Origin of the sequence: Hymenobacter cellulosilyticus, assembly GCF_022919215.1 — a bacterium.
GTDB classification, from domain to species: Bacteria; Bacteroidota; Bacteroidia; order Cytophagales; family Hymenobacteraceae; genus Hymenobacter; species Hymenobacter cellulosilyticus.
Genome location: NZ_CP095046.1, coordinates 5,156,507 through 5,176,752 on the forward strand (window position 1 = coordinate 5,156,507; position 20,246 = coordinate 5,176,752).

At 58.0% G+C, this 20,246-nt stretch carries 18 protein-coding genes, 1 tRNA gene and 1 pseudogene; 8 read left to right on the forward strand and 12 right to left on the reverse strand.

The annotated features are described in order from the left end of the window. Window positions 1-204 precede the first annotated feature (204 nt). From MUN79_RS25320 to MUN79_RS25335, 4 genes and pseudogenes are all read right to left on the reverse strand, one after another. Window positions 205-1,488, reverse strand: a complete 1,284-nt coding sequence (locus MUN79_RS25320; RefSeq protein WP_244675280.1) for an adenylosuccinate synthase — start codon at window positions 1,486-1,488, stop codon at window positions 205-207. Next, entirely contained in the window at window positions 1,488-1,835 is a 348-nt protein-coding gene (locus tag MUN79_RS25325; protein WP_135398235.1) for an STAS domain-containing protein, read from the reverse strand. The genes MUN79_RS25320 and MUN79_RS25325 overlap by 1 nt, the downstream gene beginning before the upstream one ends. Then, window positions 1,832-2,305: a Fur family transcriptional regulator gene (locus tag MUN79_RS25330; RefSeq protein ID WP_375378197.1), complete on the reverse strand. Its 474-nt coding sequence runs from the start codon at window positions 2,303-2,305 to the stop codon at window positions 1,832-1,834. The genes MUN79_RS25325 and MUN79_RS25330 overlap by 4 nt, the downstream gene beginning before the upstream one ends. 148 nt (window positions 2,306-2,453) lie before the next feature. After that, window positions 2,454-4,659, reverse strand: a pseudogene (locus MUN79_RS25335) (RelA/SpoT family protein). 317 nt (window positions 4,660-4,976) lie between these two features. Between MUN79_RS25335 and MUN79_RS25340 the strand changes: the two are divergent. The 4 genes from MUN79_RS25340 (at window position 4,977) to clpX (ending at window position 8,846) form a co-directional block, all read left to right on the forward strand. Then, window positions 4,977-5,058: transfer RNA gene (locus tag MUN79_RS25340), tRNA-Leu, on the forward strand. A 101-nt stretch (window positions 5,059-5,159) separates the two neighbouring features. Then, window positions 5,160-6,491: a trigger factor gene (gene tig / locus MUN79_RS25345; protein WP_244675281.1), complete on the forward strand. Its 1,332-nt coding sequence runs from the start codon at window positions 5,160-5,162 to the stop codon at window positions 6,489-6,491. Window positions 6,492-6,673: 182 nt separating this feature from the next. Further along, complete coding sequence (locus tag MUN79_RS25350) at window positions 6,674-7,381, forward strand: ClpP family protease (RefSeq protein ID WP_100339045.1); 708 nt, start codon at window positions 6,674-6,676, stop codon at window positions 7,379-7,381. Between the two features lie 235 nt (window positions 7,382-7,616). After that, entirely contained in the window at window positions 7,617-8,846 is a 1,230-nt protein-coding gene (gene clpX / locus MUN79_RS25355) for an ATP-dependent Clp protease ATP-binding subunit ClpX (RefSeq protein WP_244675282.1), read from the forward strand. 183 nt (window positions 8,847-9,029) lie between these two features. Here clpX and lpxB read toward each other — a convergent pair whose 3' ends face one another. From lpxB to MUN79_RS25375, 4 genes are all read right to left on the reverse strand, one after another. Next, window positions 9,030-10,139: a lipid-A-disaccharide synthase gene (lpxB, locus tag MUN79_RS25360; RefSeq protein ID WP_244675283.1), complete on the reverse strand. Its 1,110-nt coding sequence runs from the start codon at window positions 10,137-10,139 to the stop codon at window positions 9,030-9,032. Between the two features lie 68 nt (window positions 10,140-10,207). Beyond that, the gene (locus MUN79_RS25365) at window positions 10,208-10,624 is read right to left on the reverse strand and encodes a 6-pyruvoyl trahydropterin synthase family protein (protein ID WP_244675284.1); all 417 of its coding nucleotides are present in this window, start codon (window positions 10,622-10,624) and stop codon (window positions 10,208-10,210) included. A gap of 93 nt (window positions 10,625-10,717) precedes the next feature. Continuing rightward, window positions 10,718-11,725, reverse strand: a complete 1,008-nt coding sequence (locus MUN79_RS25370; protein ID WP_244675285.1) for a FecCD family ABC transporter permease — start codon at window positions 11,723-11,725, stop codon at window positions 10,718-10,720. Further along, on the reverse strand, window positions 11,722-12,639 hold the full coding sequence (locus MUN79_RS25375) for an ABC transporter substrate-binding protein (RefSeq protein WP_244675286.1): 918 nt from the start codon (window positions 12,637-12,639) through the stop codon (window positions 11,722-11,724). Before MUN79_RS25375 ends, MUN79_RS25370 begins: the two co-directional genes overlap by 4 nt. 154 nt (window positions 12,640-12,793) lie before the next feature. Between MUN79_RS25375 and rfaD the strand changes: the two genes are divergently transcribed. Together rfaD and MUN79_RS25385 are read left to right on the forward strand one after the other, a co-directional pair. Then, window positions 12,794-13,759 carry an ADP-glyceromanno-heptose 6-epimerase gene (gene rfaD, locus MUN79_RS25380; protein WP_244675287.1) on the forward strand — a complete coding sequence of 322 codons (966 nt, stop codon included), beginning with the start codon at window positions 12,794-12,796 and terminating at the stop codon, window positions 13,757-13,759. Window positions 13,760-13,958: 199 nt separating this feature from the next. After that, window positions 13,959-15,350 carry an FAD/NAD(P)-binding protein gene (locus MUN79_RS25385; RefSeq protein WP_244675288.1) on the forward strand — a complete coding sequence of 464 codons (1,392 nt, stop codon included), beginning with the start codon at window positions 13,959-13,961 and terminating at the stop codon, window positions 15,348-15,350. Here the strand turns inward: MUN79_RS25385 and MUN79_RS25390 are convergent. The 4 genes from MUN79_RS25390 to MUN79_RS25405 all read right to left on the reverse strand — a co-directional run bounded on the left by MUN79_RS25390 (window position 15,347) and on the right by MUN79_RS25405 (window position 18,514). Then, entirely contained in the window at window positions 15,347-16,474 is a 1,128-nt protein-coding gene (locus tag MUN79_RS25390) for a metallophosphoesterase (RefSeq protein ID WP_244675289.1), read from the reverse strand. The two genes, MUN79_RS25385 and MUN79_RS25390, sit on opposite strands and share 4 nt — an antisense overlap. A 186-nt stretch (window positions 16,475-16,660) precedes the next feature. Continuing rightward, complete coding sequence (locus MUN79_RS25395) at window positions 16,661-16,927, reverse strand: hypothetical protein (RefSeq protein ID WP_244675290.1); 267 nt, start codon at window positions 16,925-16,927, stop codon at window positions 16,661-16,663. Between the two features lie 108 nt (window positions 16,928-17,035). Then, window positions 17,036-18,040, reverse strand: coding sequence for a zinc-binding dehydrogenase (locus tag MUN79_RS25400; protein ID WP_244675291.1), 1,005 nt, complete (start codon window positions 18,038-18,040; stop codon window positions 17,036-17,038). Between the two features lie 48 nt (window positions 18,041-18,088). Then, window positions 18,089-18,514: a thiol-disulfide oxidoreductase DCC family protein gene (locus tag MUN79_RS25405; protein ID WP_244675292.1), complete on the reverse strand. Its 426-nt coding sequence runs from the start codon at window positions 18,512-18,514 to the stop codon at window positions 18,089-18,091. Window positions 18,515-18,806: 292 nt separating this feature from the next. Between MUN79_RS25405 and MUN79_RS25410 the strand changes: the two genes are divergently transcribed. Together MUN79_RS25410 and MUN79_RS25415 are read left to right on the forward strand one after the other, a co-directional pair. After that, a complete protein-coding gene (locus tag MUN79_RS25410) occupies window positions 18,807-19,202 on the forward strand; it encodes a hypothetical protein (RefSeq protein ID WP_244675293.1) in 396 nt (131 codons plus the stop codon). Window positions 19,203-19,427: 225 nt separating this feature from the next. Then, on the forward strand, window positions 19,428-20,162 hold the full coding sequence (locus MUN79_RS25415) for a hypothetical protein (RefSeq protein WP_244675294.1): 735 nt from the start codon (window positions 19,428-19,430) through the stop codon (window positions 20,160-20,162). Window positions 20,163-20,246: the final 84 nt, after the last annotated feature.

Here is a 20,246-nt window from a genome sequence, read left to right on the forward strand (position 1 = left end):
CCCAAACCACAACTTTTTCGTTGAAGGCCGGCCTTGAATCAGCAAGGACACTGTCAGTAGGCTGTGGGATAACCTATTACTTGGGAGTATTAGTTCACGATGAGTAAAAAAATCTTCACATCCATAACGATCTACTTCTACGAGCTGGTAAAATAGAAGAGCGGCAGGAAGAATATCTTCCTGCCGCTCTCTGAAATGGGTGTGCTACAGTACCCTTTCTGCCATGTGCAGTGTACTTACCCGGTCTGGGCCTACGCTGACGATGCTGATAGGCACTTCCAGCTGAGCCTCCAAGAACTGTACGTACTCTTTTAACTCTTTGGGTAGTGCTTCAGCAGAGTCAATCTGCTGGAGGTTGACTTTCCAACCAGGCAAGCTCGTGTAAACAGGCTTCATGGTTTGTAAGTCGCCGAGGTCCGGAAGCTGGTTGGTCTCCTCCCCTTCTGGATTGCGGTAATGGGTGCAGATACGGATTTCATCGAACTCATCCAGCACGTCGGCCTTCATGAGGTGGATTTCGGTTACGCCATTCAGCATGATGCTGTACCGCAAGGCTGGCAAATCAATCCAGCCGCAACGACGTGGCCGGCCAGTAGTAGCACCAAACTCGCGGCCGGCAGCTCGGATTTGCTCTCCTACTTCATCATGGAGCTCCGTTGGAAACGGGCCACTGCCGACGCGGGTGCAATACGCTTTGCTGATTCCGTATACTTTGTCGATATGGCGGGGGGCAATACCCAGGCCGGTACAGGCGCCGGCAACAACCGTACTAGAGGAAGTAACGAAGGGGTAAGTCCCAAAGTCGATATCCAGCAAGGAGCCCTGAGCACCTTCCGCCAGAATTTGCTTGCCCTGACGAAGCAGATCGTTCAATAGATATTCTGTGTCGGCCAGCTGCAGGGTGCGTAAGAACTCGACGGCGGAGAAAAACTCCGCTTCGGCCTGCTCAATGTCGAGCTGCTGGCCGTGGAAGCTGGCCAGGGTGGCATGACGAGCTATGGCTTCGTTGTAGCGCTCCTGAAAGTCGGCCAGCAGAATGTCGCCAACACGCAGGCCGGTGCGGCCGATTTTATCCTGGTAGGTAGGCCCGATGCCTTTTAGCGTCGAACCGATTTTGCCACCACCGCGGGCTTCTTCCAGGATTCGGTCGAGGGCGCGGTGGGAAGGCAGAATGAGTTGGGCCTTTTTGGAGATATACAGGTTTTTGCCCCAATCAACGCCCCGGTCGGTGAGCTTCTGGAGCTCGACACGGAACACAACCGGGTCGAGAACCACGCCATTGCCGACGACATTAATAATATGCGGGTGAAAAATTCCCGACGGAACCTGGTGCAGCACGTGCTTGATTCCGTCGAAGGTGAGGGTATGACCCGCATTGGGGCCTCCCTGAAAGCGGGCTACTACATCGTAGGTAGGCGCCAACACGTCAACAATCTTTCCTTTTCCTTCGTCGCCCCACTGTAGGCCTACAAGTACGTCAACGGGCATTAGCTAGCAGATTTTAAGACTTCGGCGGCTGCCGTTTCGTTTTCAGCAATGGTGAAGATGGCGTTGAGCTTGGTTAGAGCCAGCATCTTGCGGGGATGGTCGGCGGGATTGATGAGGACTAGTTCACCGCCGCGGCTGCGAAACTTGGTGAGTAAGGAAACCAAGACGCCAATGCCGGTGCTATTGATGTAGCGCACACCCGACAAATCAACAGCGCAGAGCATTACTGATTCGCCTAGGTGGTCGTCGACGGACTGGAGAAGCTGTTGGGTGTCGGGGCTGCCGATCAGGTCGCCGGTCAGGCGCACGTGCAGGATGCCGTTGCTTACGGTGGATTCAGTTTTCATTCGCTGGCTGCGCGGGCGGCTGCTTTAGCGCGGCAGTCGCCACAAACGCCGTAGAGGTTTAATGAGTGGTGCAAGATATGGAAATTCAAAAGCTCCCCGACCATGGTCTGGATGCCGTGAATGCGCGGGTCGCAGAATTCGACGACCTTGTGGCACTCCGTGCAGATGACGTGGTCGTGCTGCCGGTAGCCGTAGGATTTCTCGTACTGGGCCAGATTGCGGCCAAACTGGTGCTTGCTGACAAGGCCATGCTCTACGAGCAAATCGAGGGTATTATAGACCGTGGCGCGGCTGACCTGCAGGCCCTGGTCTTTCATGCCGGCGTACAGCTCTTCGACGTCGAAGTGGCCGGTCCGGGAGTAGATTTCCTCTAGAATGGCATACCGCTCAGAGGTTTTGCGCAGGCCTTTATTTTCAAGGTAAGCAGTGAAGATCTTCTTTACTTCCTCAAACTTCTCTTTATCCAACATTATGTGACCTTATATATAAGGAGTACCAAAGGTAGTGAAAGCAACGCGTTTCGAAGGCTATAACCGGTGGCGTAACGCATAGTTCCGGCCCATCTTTGTTCTGCCCCAGCTTTTATACCGCTTATTACTTTTTAAACTTTTTAGTACCCTACGAAGCAAAACGTTCTACGAGCAGCACTCCATTCACTTTGGAAAGTCGCTGAATCATCTTGTTGAGGTGGTCAGTGTCGTTGACGAACACCATAATCTGGCCCTCAAAGAACCCGTCGTTCGAGTCGATGGTGATGGAGCGCATGTTCACCTTCAGGCTGTTGGAGATGATGCGGGTTACGTCGTTGACCAAGCCGACCCGGTCGGAACCCTTGATGCGGATACCGGCCAGGAAAGCCAGTTCGAGCTGGTCGGTCCACTTGGCGCGCACGATGCGGTTGCCGTAGTTTGACATCATAGCCACGGCTTTGGGGCAGGACGTACGGTGAATCACGATGCCCTGCTCGGTTTCGAAGCCGAACACGTCGTCACCGGGAATTGGGTTGCAGCAGGGCGCAATGGTATAGTCAAACTTCTGGGTTTCCTCCCCTATCACCAACATATCGGCCCGCACGCCGCGCAGCTTCTGCACTTCCTGGTCGAAGGCTTTGGGCTCCAGAATGGACGGGCTACGTGGTGCTTCCTTGGCCGGGTCAAACAGGCTTTCCTTGATTTCACGGCCGTCGAGCTGTCCGACGGCAATGCGGTAGTAGAAGTCCTGGGGTTATACATGTTGAAGTGAGCCAACATGCGGTTCAGGTTATCCTGGTTGTTTTCGATGCCAAGCAGCTCCAGGCGCTTTTCCACAATGAAGCGGCCATCTTCAGCCTTGGCCTTCTTATCGTCGCGCAGCCACTCCTTGATTTTCGTGCGGGCCTTGGACGTAATAACGTACTGCAGCCACTCCTCAGTGGGGCGCTGCTTGTGCGAGGTCAGAATCTCGACCTGGTCGCCGTTGCGCAGCTGGTAGCTCAGGGGTTCCAGCTTCTGGTTAACCTTGGCCCCGAGGCACTGCAGGCCAATGTGGGTATGGATATCGAAGGCAAAGTCGAGGGCTGTAGCCTTGTCGGGCAGAATTACCAGCTTGCCCTTGGGCGTAAAGGCGTAGACTTCCTTGACGAAGAGGTTTTGGCGGAACTCGTCCATGAATTCCAGGGCGCTGGAATTGTTGGTTTCGAGCATTTCCCGCACCTTGGCAATCCAGGCTTCAAGCGTCGATTCGGGCTGCACTGAGCCAGTATCCTTGTATTTCCAGTGGGCCGCGTAGCCTTTTTCGGCAATGTCGTCCATGCGGCGGCTGCGAATCTGGACCTCAACCCACTGCCCGGTGCGCGACATGACCGTGGTATGCAGGCTCTCGTAGCCGTTGGCCTTGGGCGTGCTTACCCAGTCGCGGAGCCGGTCAGGGTTGGGCTGGTAAAAGTCGGTGACGATGGAGTAGACCTGCCAACAGGCCGCTTTTTCCTGTTCCTGGGGTACGTCGAGGATGACGCGAATGGCAAACAGGTCGTAGACTTCGTCGAAAGTCACGTTCTGCTTACGCATCTTGCGCAGGATGGAATAGATGCTCTTAGGCCGGCCCTTAATTTCGAAGCCAAAGCCCTGGGCCTTCAACTCCTCATCAATAGGCGCTACGAACTCCTTAATAAAGCGGTTCCGGGCGCCCCGACTCTGCCGCACTTTATTGGTGAGGTCATTGTAGACTTCGGTGTCGGTATACTTCAGGTATAAGTCCTCCAGCTCGCTCTTGATGGCGTAAAGACCCAGGCGGTGGGCTAGCGGGGCGTAGAGGTAAATGGTTTCGGAGGCAATCTTGAGCTGCTTATGGCGCGGCATCGAGTCGAGCGTGCGCATGTTGTGCAGGCGGTCGGCAATCTTGATCAGGATGACGCGCACGTCTTCCGACAAGGTGAGCAGCATCTTGCGGAAGTTCTCGGCCTGCTCGGAAGTGCCGTACTCGAAGACGCCCGAAATCTTGGTCAGCCCGTCGACAATCTGGGCTACGCGGGGGCCAAACTCCCGCTCCACATCCGAAATTTCCCAGGGCGTGTCCTCCACCACGTCGTGCAGCAGGGCCGCCACAATGCTGGTAGTGCCCAGGCCAATTTCCTCTACCGCAATCTGAGCCACGGCCAGCGGGTGCAGAATGTAGGGCTCCCCGACTTGCGCCGCATCTCCTTGTGGGCTTCCAGGGAGGTGTTGAACGCCTTTTTAATCAGCTTGGCGTCGTTGCCGGACAGGTAGGGTTTGGCGGTACGCAACAGGCGCCGGTAGTGGCGGAGAATCTCGTTGCGTTCTACTTCGGGGTCAATCAGAGTGGCCATTATGCGGGGTGAAGCCCAAGGCTTCGGTATTTACTACGCTTACGAAAGTACGAAGGGCCGGGCGGGTTTCATGCCCAGGCTGCATTTATAACAAAGTCGAGCCGGAAATCCTTGCGGTTTTCAGCAACGCGAACTTGGTAGCTCGCCTGAATCCACGCCAATTGTTTTGCCAGACGAACTACAAAGTTCGCGCTACCAATGCCTTAGCAAACTAAAACCAGCTTACCGCCCACTTTCTGTTCCAATTTTGAAGCTTGGTTTGAATATTCCATCTGCTTGCGTAGCTTTGCGGCCCCGAGGCAGTAGGCCGAGGAACCGCGGATGTGGCGAAATTGGTAGACGTGCCAGACTTAGGATCTGGTGCCGCAAGGCGTGTGGGTTCGAGTCCCTCCATCCGCACAGATTAATTTTTAACAAGTACCCTGAGCCCTCAACCCACCCGTTGGGGGTTTCTTTTTCGCCCGCCTTTCGATTCGTTTACTTTAACCGACGACCCCGTTTTGAATATCACCCTCGACAAAAACGACGATCAGCTTAGTGCCATCCTGACAGTACACCTGACGGAAGCTGACTACTCGCCCGCCGTGGACGAGAAGCTGAAAGAATACAGCAAAAAGGCCCAGATCAAAGGCTTCCGCCCCGGCAAAGTACCTGTAGGGTTGGTGCGCAAGATGTACGGCAAAGGCATTCTGGGCGAGGAAATCAACAGCCTGCTCGGCAAAGCGGTTGACGGCTACATCAAAGAAAACAACATCAAAATCCTCGGTGAGCCCCTGCCCGTGCCCAGCGACGTGAATTTTGATACCGATAAGGACTTCGACTTCAAGTTTGAGCTGGGCCTGCTGCCCGACTTCGAACTGCCCGCCGACCAGTCTATCACCATCGACCGCCATCAGGTGTCGGTTGACGATGCTACGCTGGAAGAAACCTACGACCAGATCGGTCGTCAGTTTGGCGAAAGCACCAACCCCGAAGTTTCGGAAGAAGGTGACTACCTGTTTGGTAAGCTGAAAAAAGGCGACGACGAAGCTACCGAGCGTCCTGTTCTGCTGCCCATCAACAAGGTGAAAAACGGCGTAGAGAAATTCATCGGCGTAAAGCCCGGCGACGTGCTGACCTTCGACCTGTCGGACGCTTTCGGCGGCGACGCTTCGGCTATTGCCAGCTTCTCGGGTCACTCTAAGGAGGAAGCTGCCAACATTAGCGGCGAGTACACCTTGAATGTTGAGAAAATCAACCGTACCACTAAGCCTGAGCATGACCAGGAGCTGTTCGACAAGGTATTCGGTAAGGACATCGTGACCTCGAAAGAGGAGTTTGACGAGAAAGTGCGCACCACGGTGCAGGAAAACTACGACCGGGAGGCTGAAAACCTGGTAAATCGTCAGATCATCGACAAGATGGTAGACGCCACCACGGTGCAGATTCCCCAGGAGTTCTTCAAGAAATGGCTGGTACGCGCCAACGAAGGCAAGCTGACCGCCGAGCAGGTAGAAGAGCACTACGCCGACTACGAGCGGGAGCTGAAGTGGTCCATGATCCGCAACAAAGTAGTTGAGGAGCAAGGCCTAAAGGTGTCGAACGAGGAAATCATCGAGCGCACCATGCAGAAGATTATGGGTCAGTTCAACCTGCCCGAAATCAGCGAGGAGCTGCAGGAGTCGGTTCGCGGCTTCGCTGATAACTACCTGCGTCAGGACAACGGCAAGAACTACGTACAGGAGTACGAAGCCATTCTGGCAGAGAAAGTCATCGAAAACCTGCGCGGCAAAGTTGTTGTTAATGACAACCCGATTTCGGCCGAGGACTTCCGGACTCAGGGTGCGAGCTAAGCCTTAGCCAGCATCTGGTTTTGTAACCAACAAAAAAGCCCTTACTTGCCAGTCAGGGCTTTTTTGTTGCCCGGCAGGTTTAGAAGTCAGAACGTAAAACCCAGAGTAGTTTGCCTACGTCCAAGTCTAAGTTCTGAGCTCTAGCATCTCACTTCTAATCTTCTCTACCCTACATTTTTCCCATGCTGAATAAACAAGAGTTCCGCAAATTTGCCGTTAAAGGACAGGGCCTCAGCGGTCTGGGCGTGGATCAGTACCTGAACCACGTAGAAGGCCAGGTGCGCTCCGGAATGATGCTGCCCACGGGTATGACCCGCTCGGTAATTGAGGAACGCCCCACGCGCTTCGCTGAAATCGACGTATTTTCCCGCCTGATTATGGACCGTATCGTGTTCCTGGGCACGGCCGTCGACGATTATATTGCCAACATCATTACCGCCCAGCTCCTTTTCCTGGAGTCGGCTGATGCCAAGAAGGACATCCTGCTCTACATCAACTCGCCCGGCGGCTCGGTATACGCTGGCCTCGGCATCTACGACACGATGCAGTACGTGGGTCCCGATGTGGCTACCATCTGCACCGGTCTGGCTGCTTCGATGGGTGCCGTGCTGCTCGCCGGTGGCGCCAAAGACAAGCGTTCGGCCCTGCCCCACGCCCGCGTCATGATTCACCAGCCCTCGGGTGGCGCCCAAGGCCAGTCGACAGACATCGAAATTACGGCCCGTGAGATTCTCAAGCTGAAGAAAGAGCTGTACGACATTCTGGCCAAGCACAGCGGCAAGACCTACCAGGAAATCTACGACAACTCGGAGCGTGACTACTGGATGCGTGCCGACGAAGCCAAAGAGTATGGCCTGATCGACGAAGTACTGGAGAAGAAGACGGCGTAAGCTGCTCCTCTCCCACCGCTGAACGTCATACCGATGCACCGCCGAAGTATGATCGTGTAATAAGTAACCAAAAGCCCGCTTCCGGTTGACAACCCGGGGCGGGCTTTTGGTTCTTTTAAGTAGAGACCCGACAGTTAGCAACTTTTTTTGCTACGTACGGCGTTTGCGTTTTCGTACCTTTGAGTTGGCTTCGGGCAAAACGAGGCTTTCCTACCCTATTCTGAGAGTCCAAGCAATGGCAGATATAACGTGCTCCTTCTGCGGTAAGAGCAAAAAAGATGTCTCGGTCATGATTTCCGGCATCAACGCCCACATTTGTGAGCGGTGCGTGGGTCAGGCCCAGCAGATATTGAACGAGGAGAACAAAATCCGCTCGAACTCCAAGACGCCTAAGTTCAACCTGGTGAAACCCCGGGAAATGAAGGAGTATCTGGATCAGTACGTGGTGGGCCAGGACGAGGCCAAAAAGGTGATGTCGGTGGCCGTATATAACCACTACAAGCGCCTGATGCAGCCCAAGACGGCTGGCAAGGATGAGGTGACCATCGAGAAGTCGAACATCATCATGGTGGGCGAAACCGGTACGGGCAAGACCTTCCTGGCTAAAATGCTGGCCAACATCCTGCAGGTACCTTTCTGTATTGCCGACGCAACCGTGCTGACCGAGGCCGGCTACGTGGGTGAAGACGTGGAAAGCATCCTGACCCGCCTGCTCCAGGCTGCCGACTACAACGTAGAAGCCGCCGAGCGGGGCATCGTCTACATCGACGAAGTTGACAAGATTGCCCGGAAGAGCGACAACCCCAGCATCACCCGCGACGTGAGCGGCGAGGGCGTACAGCAGGCCATGCTGAAGCTGCTGGAAGGTACCACGGTGAACGTACCGCCCCACGGCGGCCGCAAGCACCCCGAACAGAAGATGATTACGGTCAACACCGAGAACATCCTCTTCATCTGCGGCGGCGCCTTCGTGGGCATCGACCGGATTATCAAGAGCCGTCTGAACACCAAGCCCATGGGCTTTGCCAAGACTCAGCTCTCGGAGAAAGTAGATACCAACAACTTCCTGCGCTACGTGACGGCCGTGGATCTGAAGGCCTTCGGTCTGATTCCCGAGCTCATTGGCCGCCTGCCTGTGCTGACTCACCTCAACCCGCTGGACCACGCCACCCTGCGCAAAATCCTGACCGAGCCCAAAAACTCGATTGTGAAGCAGTACAGCCGCCTGTTTGAGATGGAGAACATCGAGCTGAGCTTTACTGAAGAAGCCCTGGAGTACATTGTGCTCAAAGCCGACGAGTACCGCCTCGGGGCCCGCGGCCTACGCAGCATTTGCGAGAGCATCATGACCGACGCCATGTTCGACATGCCCTCCGACGCTGATGCCAAGGAGCTTATCATCGACCTTGACTACGCCCAGGGCAAGTTCGAGAAGTCGCCGCTGAAGCAGCTGCGCGCTGCGTAGAGGCAACTACAGCAAAACAGAAAGCCCCGGCAGGATATCCTGCCGGGGCTTTCTGTTTTACATACTCTCCCAAAACCGACGCAAACTCCCACTTGCTACTGCTCAAGACTTCCAAAGCATAGCTCCGATGCACCAAAGGGTGACCGCAGCCAGCTAAAGCATGATTCCAGCTTTTCCCTCTTCCTACTTCTTCAGATACCCTACCATCAGCTCGGCGGCTTTCTTGGCGGCGTTGTTACGCCCCAGCTTCTCCTGCAGCTCGGCATAGCCGGCTTTCTGGCGGGCAATGAACTCCTCGTCCTGCAGCACTTTCTTGAGCTCGGTCACCAGGTTACGGGAGTTGAATTCGCCCTGAATAAGCTCCTTAACCACTTCCTTGCCCGCAATCAGGTTGACTAGGGAAATGTAGGGCACCTTAATAACGGCCTTGCCAATGGCGTACGACACGGCACTAGTGCGGTAGCATACTACCTGGGGCACGTTAAACAAAGCCGTTTCCAGCGTCGCCGTGCCGCTGGTGACCAGAGCCGCCTGGGCGTAGCTCAGCAGGTCGTAGGTCTGGTCGAAGAGGATGCGGACGTTGTTGCGCTCGAAGTTGGCGTAGTAGTTCCGGTCCAGGTTGGTAACGCCGGCCACCACAAACTGATAGTCCAGAAACGGCGGAATAATGGCCGTCATTTCGTAGAGCATCTCCTCAATTTCCTGCTTGCGCGAGCCGGGCAGCACCGCAATAATGGGCCGCTGCGGGTTGAGGTTGTTGCGCTGGTGAAAATCGGTGGAGGGTACGTGCTCGGCAATAGCGTCCACGGTGGGGTTGCCGATATAGTCCACCTTGTAGTCGAAGCGCTGGTAGAACTCCGACTCAAAGGGCAGAATCACGAACATCTTGTCGACTACCGCCTTCACCTTATGTACGCGGCCCTGGTTCCAGGCCCAGATTTTCGGTGAAATGTAGTAGAATACCTTGAAGCCCTGCTCCTTGGCAAACTTGGCCACCCGCATATTGAAGCCGGCGTAGTCCACCAGAATTACTACGTCGGGCTGGTAGGCCTGAATGTCGCGCTGGCACTCCTTGAGGTAGCCCCGAAACTTCAGAATGCTGGTTGCTGCTTCCCAGAAGCCCATAATGGCCATTTCCTGGTAGTGGTGCACCAGCGTGCCGCCCTGCGCCTGCATCATGTCGCCGCCCCAGCCCCGAAACTCGGCCTCGGGGTCCTGCTGCCGCAGCTCGCGCATAAGATGGGAAGCGTGGAAGTCGCCGGAACGCTCACCAGCAATCAGATAATACTTCATTCGATTGAATTTCGGCCTGGAAAGCTTAGCCCTGAATCATGGCAATCATCCAGGGCGCATTTAGGTATCTACTCCCCGTAGTATTCCACGAAGTTGCGCGGAGTCTCGTAGAGCTTGATGCAGTGCAGCTGGGCGCTGGAAATCTTGGGAATCTCGCGGGCCAGAATCTGCCAGAAGGCCACCACCAGGTTTTCGGTGCTGGCCAGTTGGTCCTTCATGAACGGCACGTCCAGGTTGAGGTTTTTGTGGTCTACCTGGTCTACTACATGCTCCCGGATAATGGTGCTGAGCTGCTTGAGGTCGATGACGAAGCCGGTTTCCGGGTCGGGCTGGCCTTTCACAGTCACAATCAGGTCGTAGTTATGGCCGTGCCAGTTGGTATTGGCGCAGGGCCCGAATACTTCCTTGTTGCGCTCCTCGGTCCAGGCAGGGTTATAGAGCTTGTGAGCGGCGTTGAAATGCTCCTGCCGGCTGACGTAAATCATTCGTTGGGTACTGAAGTGGAAGGGCATTTGGGGGCTGCAGCTGCCAGAAAAGGCCCGGCAAACACCGCCGGCTGCAACCGGCAAATACCCCGGTTAAAGCGCTACGCGCTTTTTGCGCAGCAAATATACGAAGAACGGTACGCCGAATAAGGCCGTAATCAACCCGACCGGTAAGCCGGCCGGCGGATAAAGCAGGCGGGCCAGCAGGTCGCAGCCCAGCAGGAAGTCGGCCCCGAGCAGGGCGCAGAACAACAGATTGGCCCGCCCCGTGACGCCCAGCAGCCAGCGGGTGAGGTGGGGCACCATCAGGCCCACGAAGCCCACGGGCCCGCACAAAGCCACCACGCACCCCGTGAGCATGGCTGCCAGCACCACCAGCAGCCAGCGCGTGCGGGCCACGGGCACACCCAGCGTGCGGGCCCGCTCTTCGCCCAGCAACAGCACGTTGAGGTCTTTTTGCAGAAACACCAGCAGGAAAAGAGCCAGCGCCAACGCCCCCGCCGGATACGGCAGCACGTCCCAGCCGGCCCGCTCGAAGCTGCCCATAGCCCAGAACACCACCGTGCGCAGCTGCCCCTCGGAGCTGGCCAGAAATGATAAAAGCCCGCCCAAAGACGCCGTCAGGGAGCTGATGGCCACGCCTGCCAGCAGCAGCTGCCCCGGAATGAGCTGCCCCCGCTGGCTGCCCAGGGCTACTACCAGCAGCGTGGTGAGCAGGCCGCCAGCTAAGGCAGCTACCGGCGGCAGGTAAATACCGGCCACCGTCACGTTGGTCAGCAAAGAAAAGCACAGAATGGCCCCCAGCGAGGCGCCCGAAGCCGTGCCCAGCAGGTACGGGTCGGCCAGGGCGTTATTTACCATCGCCTGCATCAGGTAGCCACTCACGGCCAGACTGGCTCCGGCCAGCAAGGCCATAACGATACGCGGCAGCCGCAGCTCCACCAGCGCCAGCTGGGCCGGGTCGTTGGCGTTGTAATGCAGCAACGTGCGCCCAATAAAAGCATAGTCGGTGGCGAAGCTGCCGATGCGCAGCCCCAGCACCACCAATACCAGCAGCAGGCCAAGGCTAGCCAGAATCCAGGGGGCGGGCCGGCGCGTCATGGGGCAGGTGGCGACCAGAGCAGCCGGTGCAGCTCCCGCACCGATTCCACCACCCGGGGGCTGGGCCGCTCCATCAGGTCGCCGGTAATGCCGTACACGCGGCGCGACTGGTAAGCCTTAATGCGGCGCAGCTCGGGGTAGGTTTTGAAGAAAGTACTATCAAGCTTGCCGAAGCTGCCCCCAATGAGCACGTCAGGATTGAGCTTAAGAATGTATTCCCGGGTCAGGGCCGGGTAAGGCTGGGCAAAATGCTCGGTTACGGCATTCTGCCCCCCGGCAAGGCGAATACGGTCGGTAAACAAGGTATTCTCGCCGTACACATAAATCGGGTCCTGCCAGGTAATGGCCAGTACGCGCGGACGGGCGGCCGAGGCTGATGAGCCCTGAGCCACCGTGTGTAGCTCGGCCCGCAGGGAGTCGGTCAGCTTCCGGGCCTGGGCAGGGCGGCCCAGAATGCGGCCCAGATCCGTGAGGCCCCGAAAAATGTCATCCACTTTCAGATACCGCTGGCAATACACCGGAATGCCCAGCTTTTCGAGACGGGCAATATCGTCGAGGGATGTAATGCCTTCGGTGGTAAACACGACTTCCGGATGCAGGGCCACGAGGCCCTCAATATCGAGCGGGTAGCTATTGATAACGCACTTGCGCAGGGCCGCTTTGGGGTAGTCGCACACCTGGGTGCGGGCAATAATCGTGGCGGTGTCGGCCACGGCAAACAGCATCTCCGTCATGGAAGCCGCCAGGGACATGATGCGGCGCGGGCGGGCCGGAAGGGTGAGCTGGTGGCCCAGGTCGTCGGTGACTTGCTGGGTGGCGGGCGTTGTAACAGCGGTAGCAGCCGGCTTGTCATTCGACTGACAGCCGCCCAATAAGCCACTCAGGATAAGTAAAGGCAATAGAAAACGAATCATGGGCCAAAGGTAGTAGCGTGAACTTTGTAGTTCGCGTATCTGAACCATCTACTACCAGGTTTGTCGTTGAGGAACGCGAGCTACAAAGCTCGCACTGCCTACCTCTGCGACTCAGCCCGCGTTTTTCCCTACTTTTGGCCAAAATATCAGCCTTATGATTGTTGTCACCGGAGCGGCTGGCTTTATTGCCAGCTGCCTTGTTACCCGCCTGAACGCCGCCAACTTCAACGATATCGTGGTGGTGGATAATTTCGCCGTGGAGCGCAAGCTCATTAACCTCAAGGGCAAGCACCTGCGCGAATACGTGGACCGCAACGAGTTTTTCGACTGGCTCGACAAGAACCACGAGGAAGTGGAGTTCATCTTCCACCTGGGCGCCCGCACCGACACGACCGAGCAGGACAAGGCCGTTTTCGACCTGCTCAATCTGGAATACTCCCAGAAAATGTGGCGGGCCTGCTGCCAGTACCAGCTACCGCTGGTGTACGCCTCCTCGGCCGCTACCTACGGCTCGGGCACCCTGGGCTACTCCGACGACGACGCCCTGCTGCCCCTGCTACGCCCTTTGAACCCCTACGGCGACTCGAAGAACGACTTCGACAACTGGGCCGTGAATCAGCCCGAAAAGCCGTTTTTCTGGGCAGGGCTGAAGTTTTTCAACGTTTACGGCCCCAACGAGTACCACAAGGGCCGCATGGCCTCGGTGATTTTCCACGCCTTCGAGCAGATCCGGCAGACGGGCTCCATGACGTTGTTCCGCTCCCACAACCCCGACTACGCCGATGGGGAGCAGCAGCGCGACTTCGTGTACGTGAAGGACGTGGTGGAAGTGTGCTACTTTTTGATGCACAACCGCCAGCACTCGGGCATCTACAACCTGGGCACCGGCGAGGCCCGGACCTTCCTGGACCTGACTTTGAACACATTCAAAGCCCTGGACCGCACCGCCGACATCCGCTTCCGCGACACGCCCGAGGACATTCGAGACACCTACCAGTACTACACCCAGGCCGACATGAGCAAGCTGCGCAGCATTGGCTACGACCGGCCTTTCACCCGGCTCGAGGACGGCATCGACGACTACGTGCGCAACTACCTGGTGCCGGGCCAGTACCTATAAAATTTCGGCCCCAGCAGGCTTTTTGCCCGTTGAGCTCCGTACTTCCCGCCGCCCGCCCGCATGTAGTGTACGGCCGGGCGGTTTGTTTTTGCCCTGAGTTTTGGTCTTCTCGAAGGCGCCGACTTTTTTAGGCTTAGCTTTTCACCGCATTTTCTACCCGAATTCCGCCCGCCTGCTCCCACCCCCACAACCAGCCAAGGTGTCACGACGAACCATCACGATTCTGGGCGGAGGCTTCTCCGGCTCCATGCTTATGGTCCAGCTGGCCCGCCTGCCCGGCGGCCCCTACCCGGTAGACGTACACATCGTGGAGCCCCGGGCCCTGACCGGGCCCGGGCTGGCGTATTCGGCCCGGCGCAAGGAATACCTGCTCAACGTGCGGGCCCCGTTTCTGAGCGCCTTCCCGCAGGAACCCAACCACTTCATCGACTGGCTGGCGAGCAGCCACGCCCCGGCGTGCACTAATGGGTTCTGCTCCCGGCAGACCTACGGCAAATACCTGCAGCAGCTCACGGAGAATGTGCTGGCCTGGCCCGCCGAAAACGGCATGCGCTTTTTCGCTCACCACCAAAAAGCAGTGGTGGCAACCCTGGCCCAGGATGCTACAGCGGCCACCGTGCGCCTGGCCGACGGCCACGAAATTCTAAGTCAGCACGTGGTATTGACCCTAGGCAACTTCCCACCGGCTCCCGACCTCAGACTAAGTCCCGCCGTCAGAAGTCACCCCGGCTACCACCCCAACCCCTGGGGCCCGCAGGCCCTGCAAAATATTGCTCCTCACCACGCGGTGCTGCTGATTGGCTCGGGCCTGACGGCCGTGGATGTGCTGCTGGGCCTGGCCGCCGACGGGCACCACGGCCCCGTGACGGTAGTGGCCCGCAGTGGGCGGTGGCCGTCCGTTCACGGGCCACTGGACCGGTCGTATCCTAGCTTCTACGCCCAGGAGCTGACCGGACTCGCCACGGTGGCCGAGGTAGTGCGAGTAGTGCGCCGCCACGTGCGGCAGGCCCAGCAGCAGGGTCAGGACTGGCGCCCGGTCATTGACTCCCTGCGCCCCGACCTGGGACGAATCTGGCAGGCCTGGCCCCCGGCCGAGCAGGCCCGGTTTCTGCGCCACGTGGCGTCTATCTGGTCGGTGGTACGGCACCGCAGTCCGCCCCAGAACGCGGCGGCCGTGCAGCAGATGCTGGACGCGGGCATCGTGGAAATGCAGCTGGGCAGAGTAACCCACATCGAAGCGCAGGAGGCCGACTTGCGGGTGACGGTAGCCGGACGCGGGCAGAGCCAGGAACTGCTGGTGCAGCACGTTATTTCCTGCACCGGCCCCTTGCTCGACTACAGCCGGATTCCGGACCCGTTGGTTGGCAGCCTGCGCGCGGCCGACCAGTTGGTGCCCGACGCTCTGCACCTAGGCATCAGAACCGATGCGCACGGGGCTTTGTGCAATGCGCAAGGCCAGGTTTCCGAAGTGTTCTATACTCTAGGCCCTAGCCGGCGGCCAGCCTATTTTGAGTCGACGGCCGTACCAGAACTGCGCACCCAGGCTGCGGCGTTGGCCCAGCATCTGCACCATATTTTCGAGGCAGATTAAAGCGCCACGGCCCGTACGGTTTGGGTAGAACAGCCGTTGGTCAGCTGCAGAAAGTACATCCCTGGGGCCAGCCGGCCGCGCTGCCACTGAATGCGGTGCGGGCCAGCTGCCAGCACCCCCCGGTGCAGCACGACGACTTCCCGCCCGGTAGTATCGAGCACGCGCAGCGTTGTTTCGGCTGTTACCGGCACCCGCACTTCAATAGCTGCGTTTTCGGTTAGAGGGTTGGGCAGTATTAATAGGCCGCCAGAAGTGCGGGCCAACGGGCCAAAGGCCTGCCCGGACTGCTGCAACGAGTACGTATCAATGACTTTGCCGGCGCGGGTAATGAAGCGGAGCACCAGGCTGTCAGGCGTGGCAGTGCAGAGCATGGCGCCGTAGTCGTCGTTGTAGCGCACCTGACTGCCGGGCACCGGGCGGTGCAGGGAATATATGCTTTTTCCTCCCAGCCCATTGACGAAATACGCCAGCCCGTTGACCATAATCCGCTCGTAGAGGTGGTCGTGGCCGGCCAGCACTACTGAGGCGCCCCAGAGGCAGTAGGGCCACTGCATTTCGGGCGTGTTGCCGTGCTCTCCCGAAGAATACGGCGGATGATGCAGGTACACTACTTTCCAGGGGGCGGTGGAGGCGGCCAGGCCCTGCTGCAGCCACTGCGCCTGACGGGAGCGGCTGTCAATGCCGTCGGGCTCGGAGCTGTTGCTGTTCAACACAAAGAAATGCACATTACCCCGCACGAAGTCGTAGTAGCGCTCCTGACCCGGCAGGCTAAAGTAGCTCAGGTACGGCTGCCCGTTGCCGGTGTAGATATCATGGTTGCCCAGGGAAGGAAAAAACCGGTTTTCAGTTGCTCCGGGCCCGTATTTACCTTGGTAATTACCGATATAATCGTGGTAGAACTGCCCGATGTTGGTGTCGATGGTAGTGGCCTCACCCAGGTCGTAGTTGTTGTCGCCCAGGGTAATGACGAAGTCGGGCCGCCAGCTGTGCACCAGAGCCGCCACTTCCTGCTCGGCGCGGCTGCCCGAACCATAGTCGCCGATGGCCGCAAAGCGCTGCCCTTGCCCCGGACAGGCAACAGCTACCAGAATCAGTACTAATATCCGGCTGAACAAGTAGTGCATACAAACCCCATGGTTACCCCTGCGGCATCCGACGCCACGGTTACCTCCTTTTTCGAGTTCAGGACCGGTGATGTTGTTAGTGCCGAGCTGGTTTTCTTATTGGCACCATCATAAACAAGTACGGGTGACTCCCGTGAAGGAAGTCACCCGCTGAATATATAAGATAGAGCAAAGGCAAAGAGGCTCTTAAGCCGCCTGCTCGTGGTCGGCCCCATCGGGGTAGAGTGGCAGTACCGGTGTGGAAGTACCGGCCGAAGCATGCTGGGCGGGACGGGTATCGTCGGCGTGACGGCGCAGGGCCCGCATCAGCAGATACTTGTATTTTTCCGCGTCAGCCAGCGCTGCTTCAATGGCGCGCACCGCGTCGTCGTAGGCTACCACCTGCTGTAGCTCCTTACGCGGACGACGGGCTTCAAAAACGTGGTTCTCCAGGTACTCAACGGGGTTTTTCATCTTCTTCTAGCAGCTTTAAAATCGTCTTACTGTTGGCTGCATAAGTAACATAAAACCCTCGGCTAACATTCCCTTATACCTGGATAAAACCGCTATTTATCACGCTTTTTACTTCTTGATTTTCAGCACTATTTTCCCGAATTGCTGGCCTTCAGCCATACGCTGCATGGCGGCCTCGCCGTCGGCAAACGCAAAGACCTGATCTACTACCGGCACGAGCTTGTGTTGCTCGACGAGGCGAATCATGTCGGCAAAATCCTGCTCGGTGCCCATGGTCGAGCCCATAATATTGAGCTGCTTCCAGAAAATCTTGGCCGGGGACAACTGGGTAATAGCGCCCTGGGTACCACCGTAAAACACGATGCGTCCCCCCGAAGCCGCTGCATCGAGCAAGGCCTCAAAGCCCGGACCAGCGGCGCTGTCGATAATCACGTCGAAGGGGCCTCCGGCTTGCTTGACCAGGGCCGCCGCCCACTTTTCATCGTTGTAGTTAGCGCCGCCTTTGGCGCCCAGCTGCCGGGCCCGCTCCAGCTTCTCGGCCGAACCCGACGTGACCCAGACTTCGGCCCCAACGGCCACGGCCATTTGCAAAACCAGCAGGGCTACTCCCCCACCGATGCCAGTGATGAGCACCCGCTCGCCGGCCTGCAGCTTGGCCCGGGTAAAGGCGGCCCGGTAGGCCGTAACACCGCCCAGGGGCAAAGCGGCGGCCTGCTCAAACGACAGATGCGCCGGCAGCGGCCAGACGTAGTGAGCCGCCACGCGCACGTATTGGGCAAACGTACCCTGCTCGGGCAAGCCCAGAATCGTGAAGCCCCGGGCCTGAGCAGCGGGATTGTCGCCCCAGTTGTGGCCCGGGTTTATAAGTACCGACTGGCCCCGGAGCGACGCATCGGCGCCGGGCCCCACGGCCGTGATGATACCAGCCCCGTCGGAGCCTACGATACAGGGATAGCGCAGGCCAGCGTACTGCCCCTTCTGAATCCAGACGTCGCGGTGGTTGAGGGCGGCGGCATGAATTTCGACCAGGACTTCGCCCGGGCCGGGGCTGGGCGTATCAACTTCCTGCAGGTGGAGGGGCTCGTTGATGCCGTTGAGTTGGAGTGCTTGCATGAGGGAAAGCGGCGGGTTGGGAAATTAAGGGCGGAGAAAAAGGACGAATTAGAAGGACTGTGCTTTAGGCCAGAAAGCGCTGCCGCAGTTCGGGGTGGGCAGCATGCAGGCCTCACGCTGACCAAACCACTGGTAGCGGTGCCGGGCCACGAAGCGGTAAGCTGCGTCGCGCAGAACTTTGGGCACTACGATAAAGGCATAGAGCAACATCCAGGCGCCGCCGAGCTGCCGGGCAATGCGCAGTACCGCCGTGGAATGGGTAAAAATACGGTTTTGCTCTACCAGCATCACGGTTTCGGGGCCGGCGGCACCCAGGGTCAGACCGTGTTCAGCTAGCAGCGCCTGTCCCGTGGCTGATTGCAGGGACGCAAACCGAAAGTGCCCTTGCGGATCGTGCTGAATCACGAACTGCACAAACCCATTGCAGAGGTTACAGACGCCGTCGAACAGGATAATCGCAGTGGGAGCAGTCATAAAGCAGGGAGCAGGAGTACGAGCTAACAACGTAATAGCTCAAAAGTAAGCTACCCGATTCATCCAGGAACCTTATCTGCCCCTGCAAGCCCGATTTTGGGGCCTTGGTCCGGTTTTCAAACCATAGTTTCTGTATCCGGACTTGGCAAGCTTAACCATTGCGTAGTTTTCGCATCAGGGTTTATCGCAAAAATTCAGTATTTATTTTTATACATTTTCTTGGTTATAGCGTATTAATGAGCCGTATAGCAAAAGCAAAACTATTCTTTCACCGTTCTCTTGCCCTACTCCTATGTACAAACCACGGATAATGATTCTGGCAGCAGCCCTCAGTGTGGGGGCCTTTTCGTTTAGCTCTTGCGGCGACAACAACGGCAGCGGCACCGCCGAAAACGGTGGCGGCTCCAGCATGGCCACCGAAGAAGCCACCACAACCAACGATGCTTCCATGAGCTCTGATTCGAGCAGCGCGGGCGGAACCGGCGACATGGGTGGCGGCGGTGATATGGGCGGCTCCTCCACCGCCGGCGGAACTACGGCGGGCGGCACTACGGCTGGCTCCGGCTCTACGGGTGGCGACATGGGTACCGGCTCTACCACGGGCGGAACTACAGCCGGTGGTACCACGGCTGGCGGCAGCACCGCCGGCGGCACGGGCAGCACCGGTGGTACTACTGGCGGCCAATAATATCGACTAGTCAACAGATGCAGTAAAAGGGTAATTACCAAGCGGTAGTTGCCCTTTTTCGCAGCTTTCCGGTCTTGCTCTAGCTTCGGCATTAGTTACTCCGAAGCTGGGCAGCGCCCGGTACAATACTCGGCTTCAGTGCCTTATCTGGCAGGGCCACATAAGGAAATGTCTTCGTCTTGCTTTGCATTCCTTCCATCCTTCAACCTACTCACTACTCCTGCTATGAAAAAGAAACCTTTTGCTCCCCTGGCCCTTCTGGTAGCTTCGGCCCTAGTAAGCGCCAACTTGATGACCGGCTGCAACGCCAGCAAAACCGGCACCAGCACTACCGGTAGCGGCTCCACCTCCGGCTCTAGCTCGGATATGACCGGCTCGGGCTCGACTAGCGGCAGCACCTCGGGCACCTATGGTACTACCAGCGGCTCGACCTCGGGCTCTAGCTCGGACACCTACTCTACCACGAGCGGCAGCACTACCACCAGCGGCTCGACAACCACTTCAGGCTCTACCGGTGGTGGCTCTACCGCCGGTTCGATGACCAGCGGCTCCACCTCGGGCAGCATGGGTACTACTTCGGGTTCTGTGACCAGCGGCTCCACGTCCGGTTCGATGACGGCGGGCACTACCAGCGGTACCACATCGGGTACTTACGGCACCACCAGCGGCTCGACAACGACTTCGGGCTCCAGTACTTCCGGCTCTACCTCGGGCTCGATGACTTCGGGTACCACTTCCGGTAGCATGGGTACTACTTCGGGCAGCACCAGCGGCTCTACGTCTGGCACGACTAGCGGCCGCACCACCTCGGGCACTACTTCGGGCTCCACTACTTCCGGTTCGCGCCGCTCAACTACCAGCGGCAGCACCACTGCCGGCCGTACCACTTCCGGTACTACTTCGGGCCGTACTACGTCCGGCACCACTTCGGGCAGCACCAGCGGCTCAACCACGCGCTAAGCCGTATTGCGTCTAAAACCGACGCAACTACGTAAGGGCGGGAAAGCCCACCATCCCAACCGATGGCGAGCTTTCCCGCCTTTT

Bases quoted from the DNA above. Each gene is read 5' to 3' on its own strand.
- MUN79_RS25390 (WP_244675289.1), bottom strand. From the start codon at position 16,474: ATGCACTACTTGTTCAGCCGGATATTAGTACTGATTCTGGTAGCTGTT.
- MUN79_RS25395 (WP_244675290.1), bottom strand. From the start codon at position 16,927: ATGAAAAACCCCGTTGAGTACCTGGAGAACCACGTTTTTGAAGCCCGT.
- MUN79_RS25320 (WP_244675280.1), bottom strand. From the start codon at position 1,488: ATGCCCGTTGACGTACTTGTAGGCCTACAGTGGGGCGACGAAGGAAAA.
- lpxB (WP_244675283.1), bottom strand. From the start codon at position 10,139: ATGAAGTATTATCTGATTGCTGGTGAGCGTTCCGGCGACTTCCACGCT.
- rfaD (WP_244675287.1), top strand. From the start codon at position 12,794: ATGATTGTTGTCACCGGAGCGGCTGGCTTTATTGCCAGCTGCCTTGTT.
- MUN79_RS25370 (WP_244675285.1), bottom strand. From the start codon at position 11,725: ATGACGCGCCGGCCCGCCCCCTGGATTCTGGCTAGCCTTGGCCTGCTG.
- MUN79_RS25415 (WP_244675294.1), top strand. From the start codon at position 19,428: ATGAAAAAGAAACCTTTTGCTCCCCTGGCCCTTCTGGTAGCTTCGGCC.
- MUN79_RS25405 (WP_244675292.1), bottom strand. From the start codon at position 18,514: ATGACTGCTCCCACTGCGATTATCCTGTTCGACGGCGTCTGTAACCTC.
- MUN79_RS25400 (WP_244675291.1), bottom strand. From the start codon at position 18,040: ATGCAAGCACTCCAACTCAACGGCATCAACGAGCCCCTCCACCTGCAG.
- MUN79_RS25365 (WP_244675284.1), bottom strand. From the start codon at position 10,624: ATGATTTACGTCAGCCGGCAGGAGCATTTCAACGCCGCTCACAAGCTC.
- MUN79_RS25330 (WP_375378197.1), bottom strand. From the start codon at position 2,305: ATGTTGGATAAAGAGAAGTTTGAGGAAGTAAAGAAGATCTTCACTGCT.
- clpX (WP_244675282.1), top strand. From the start codon at position 7,617: ATGGCAGATATAACGTGCTCCTTCTGCGGTAAGAGCAAAAAAGATGTC.
- MUN79_RS25375 (WP_244675286.1), bottom strand. From the start codon at position 12,639: ATGATTCGTTTTCTATTGCCTTTACTTATCCTGAGTGGCTTATTGGGC.
- MUN79_RS25350 (WP_100339045.1), top strand. From the start codon at position 6,674: ATGCTGAATAAACAAGAGTTCCGCAAATTTGCCGTTAAAGGACAGGGC.
- MUN79_RS25410 (WP_244675293.1), top strand. From the start codon at position 18,807: ATGTACAAACCACGGATAATGATTCTGGCAGCAGCCCTCAGTGTGGGG.
- MUN79_RS25325 (WP_135398235.1), bottom strand. From the start codon at position 1,835: ATGAAAACTGAATCCACCGTAAGCAACGGCATCCTGCACGTGCGCCTG.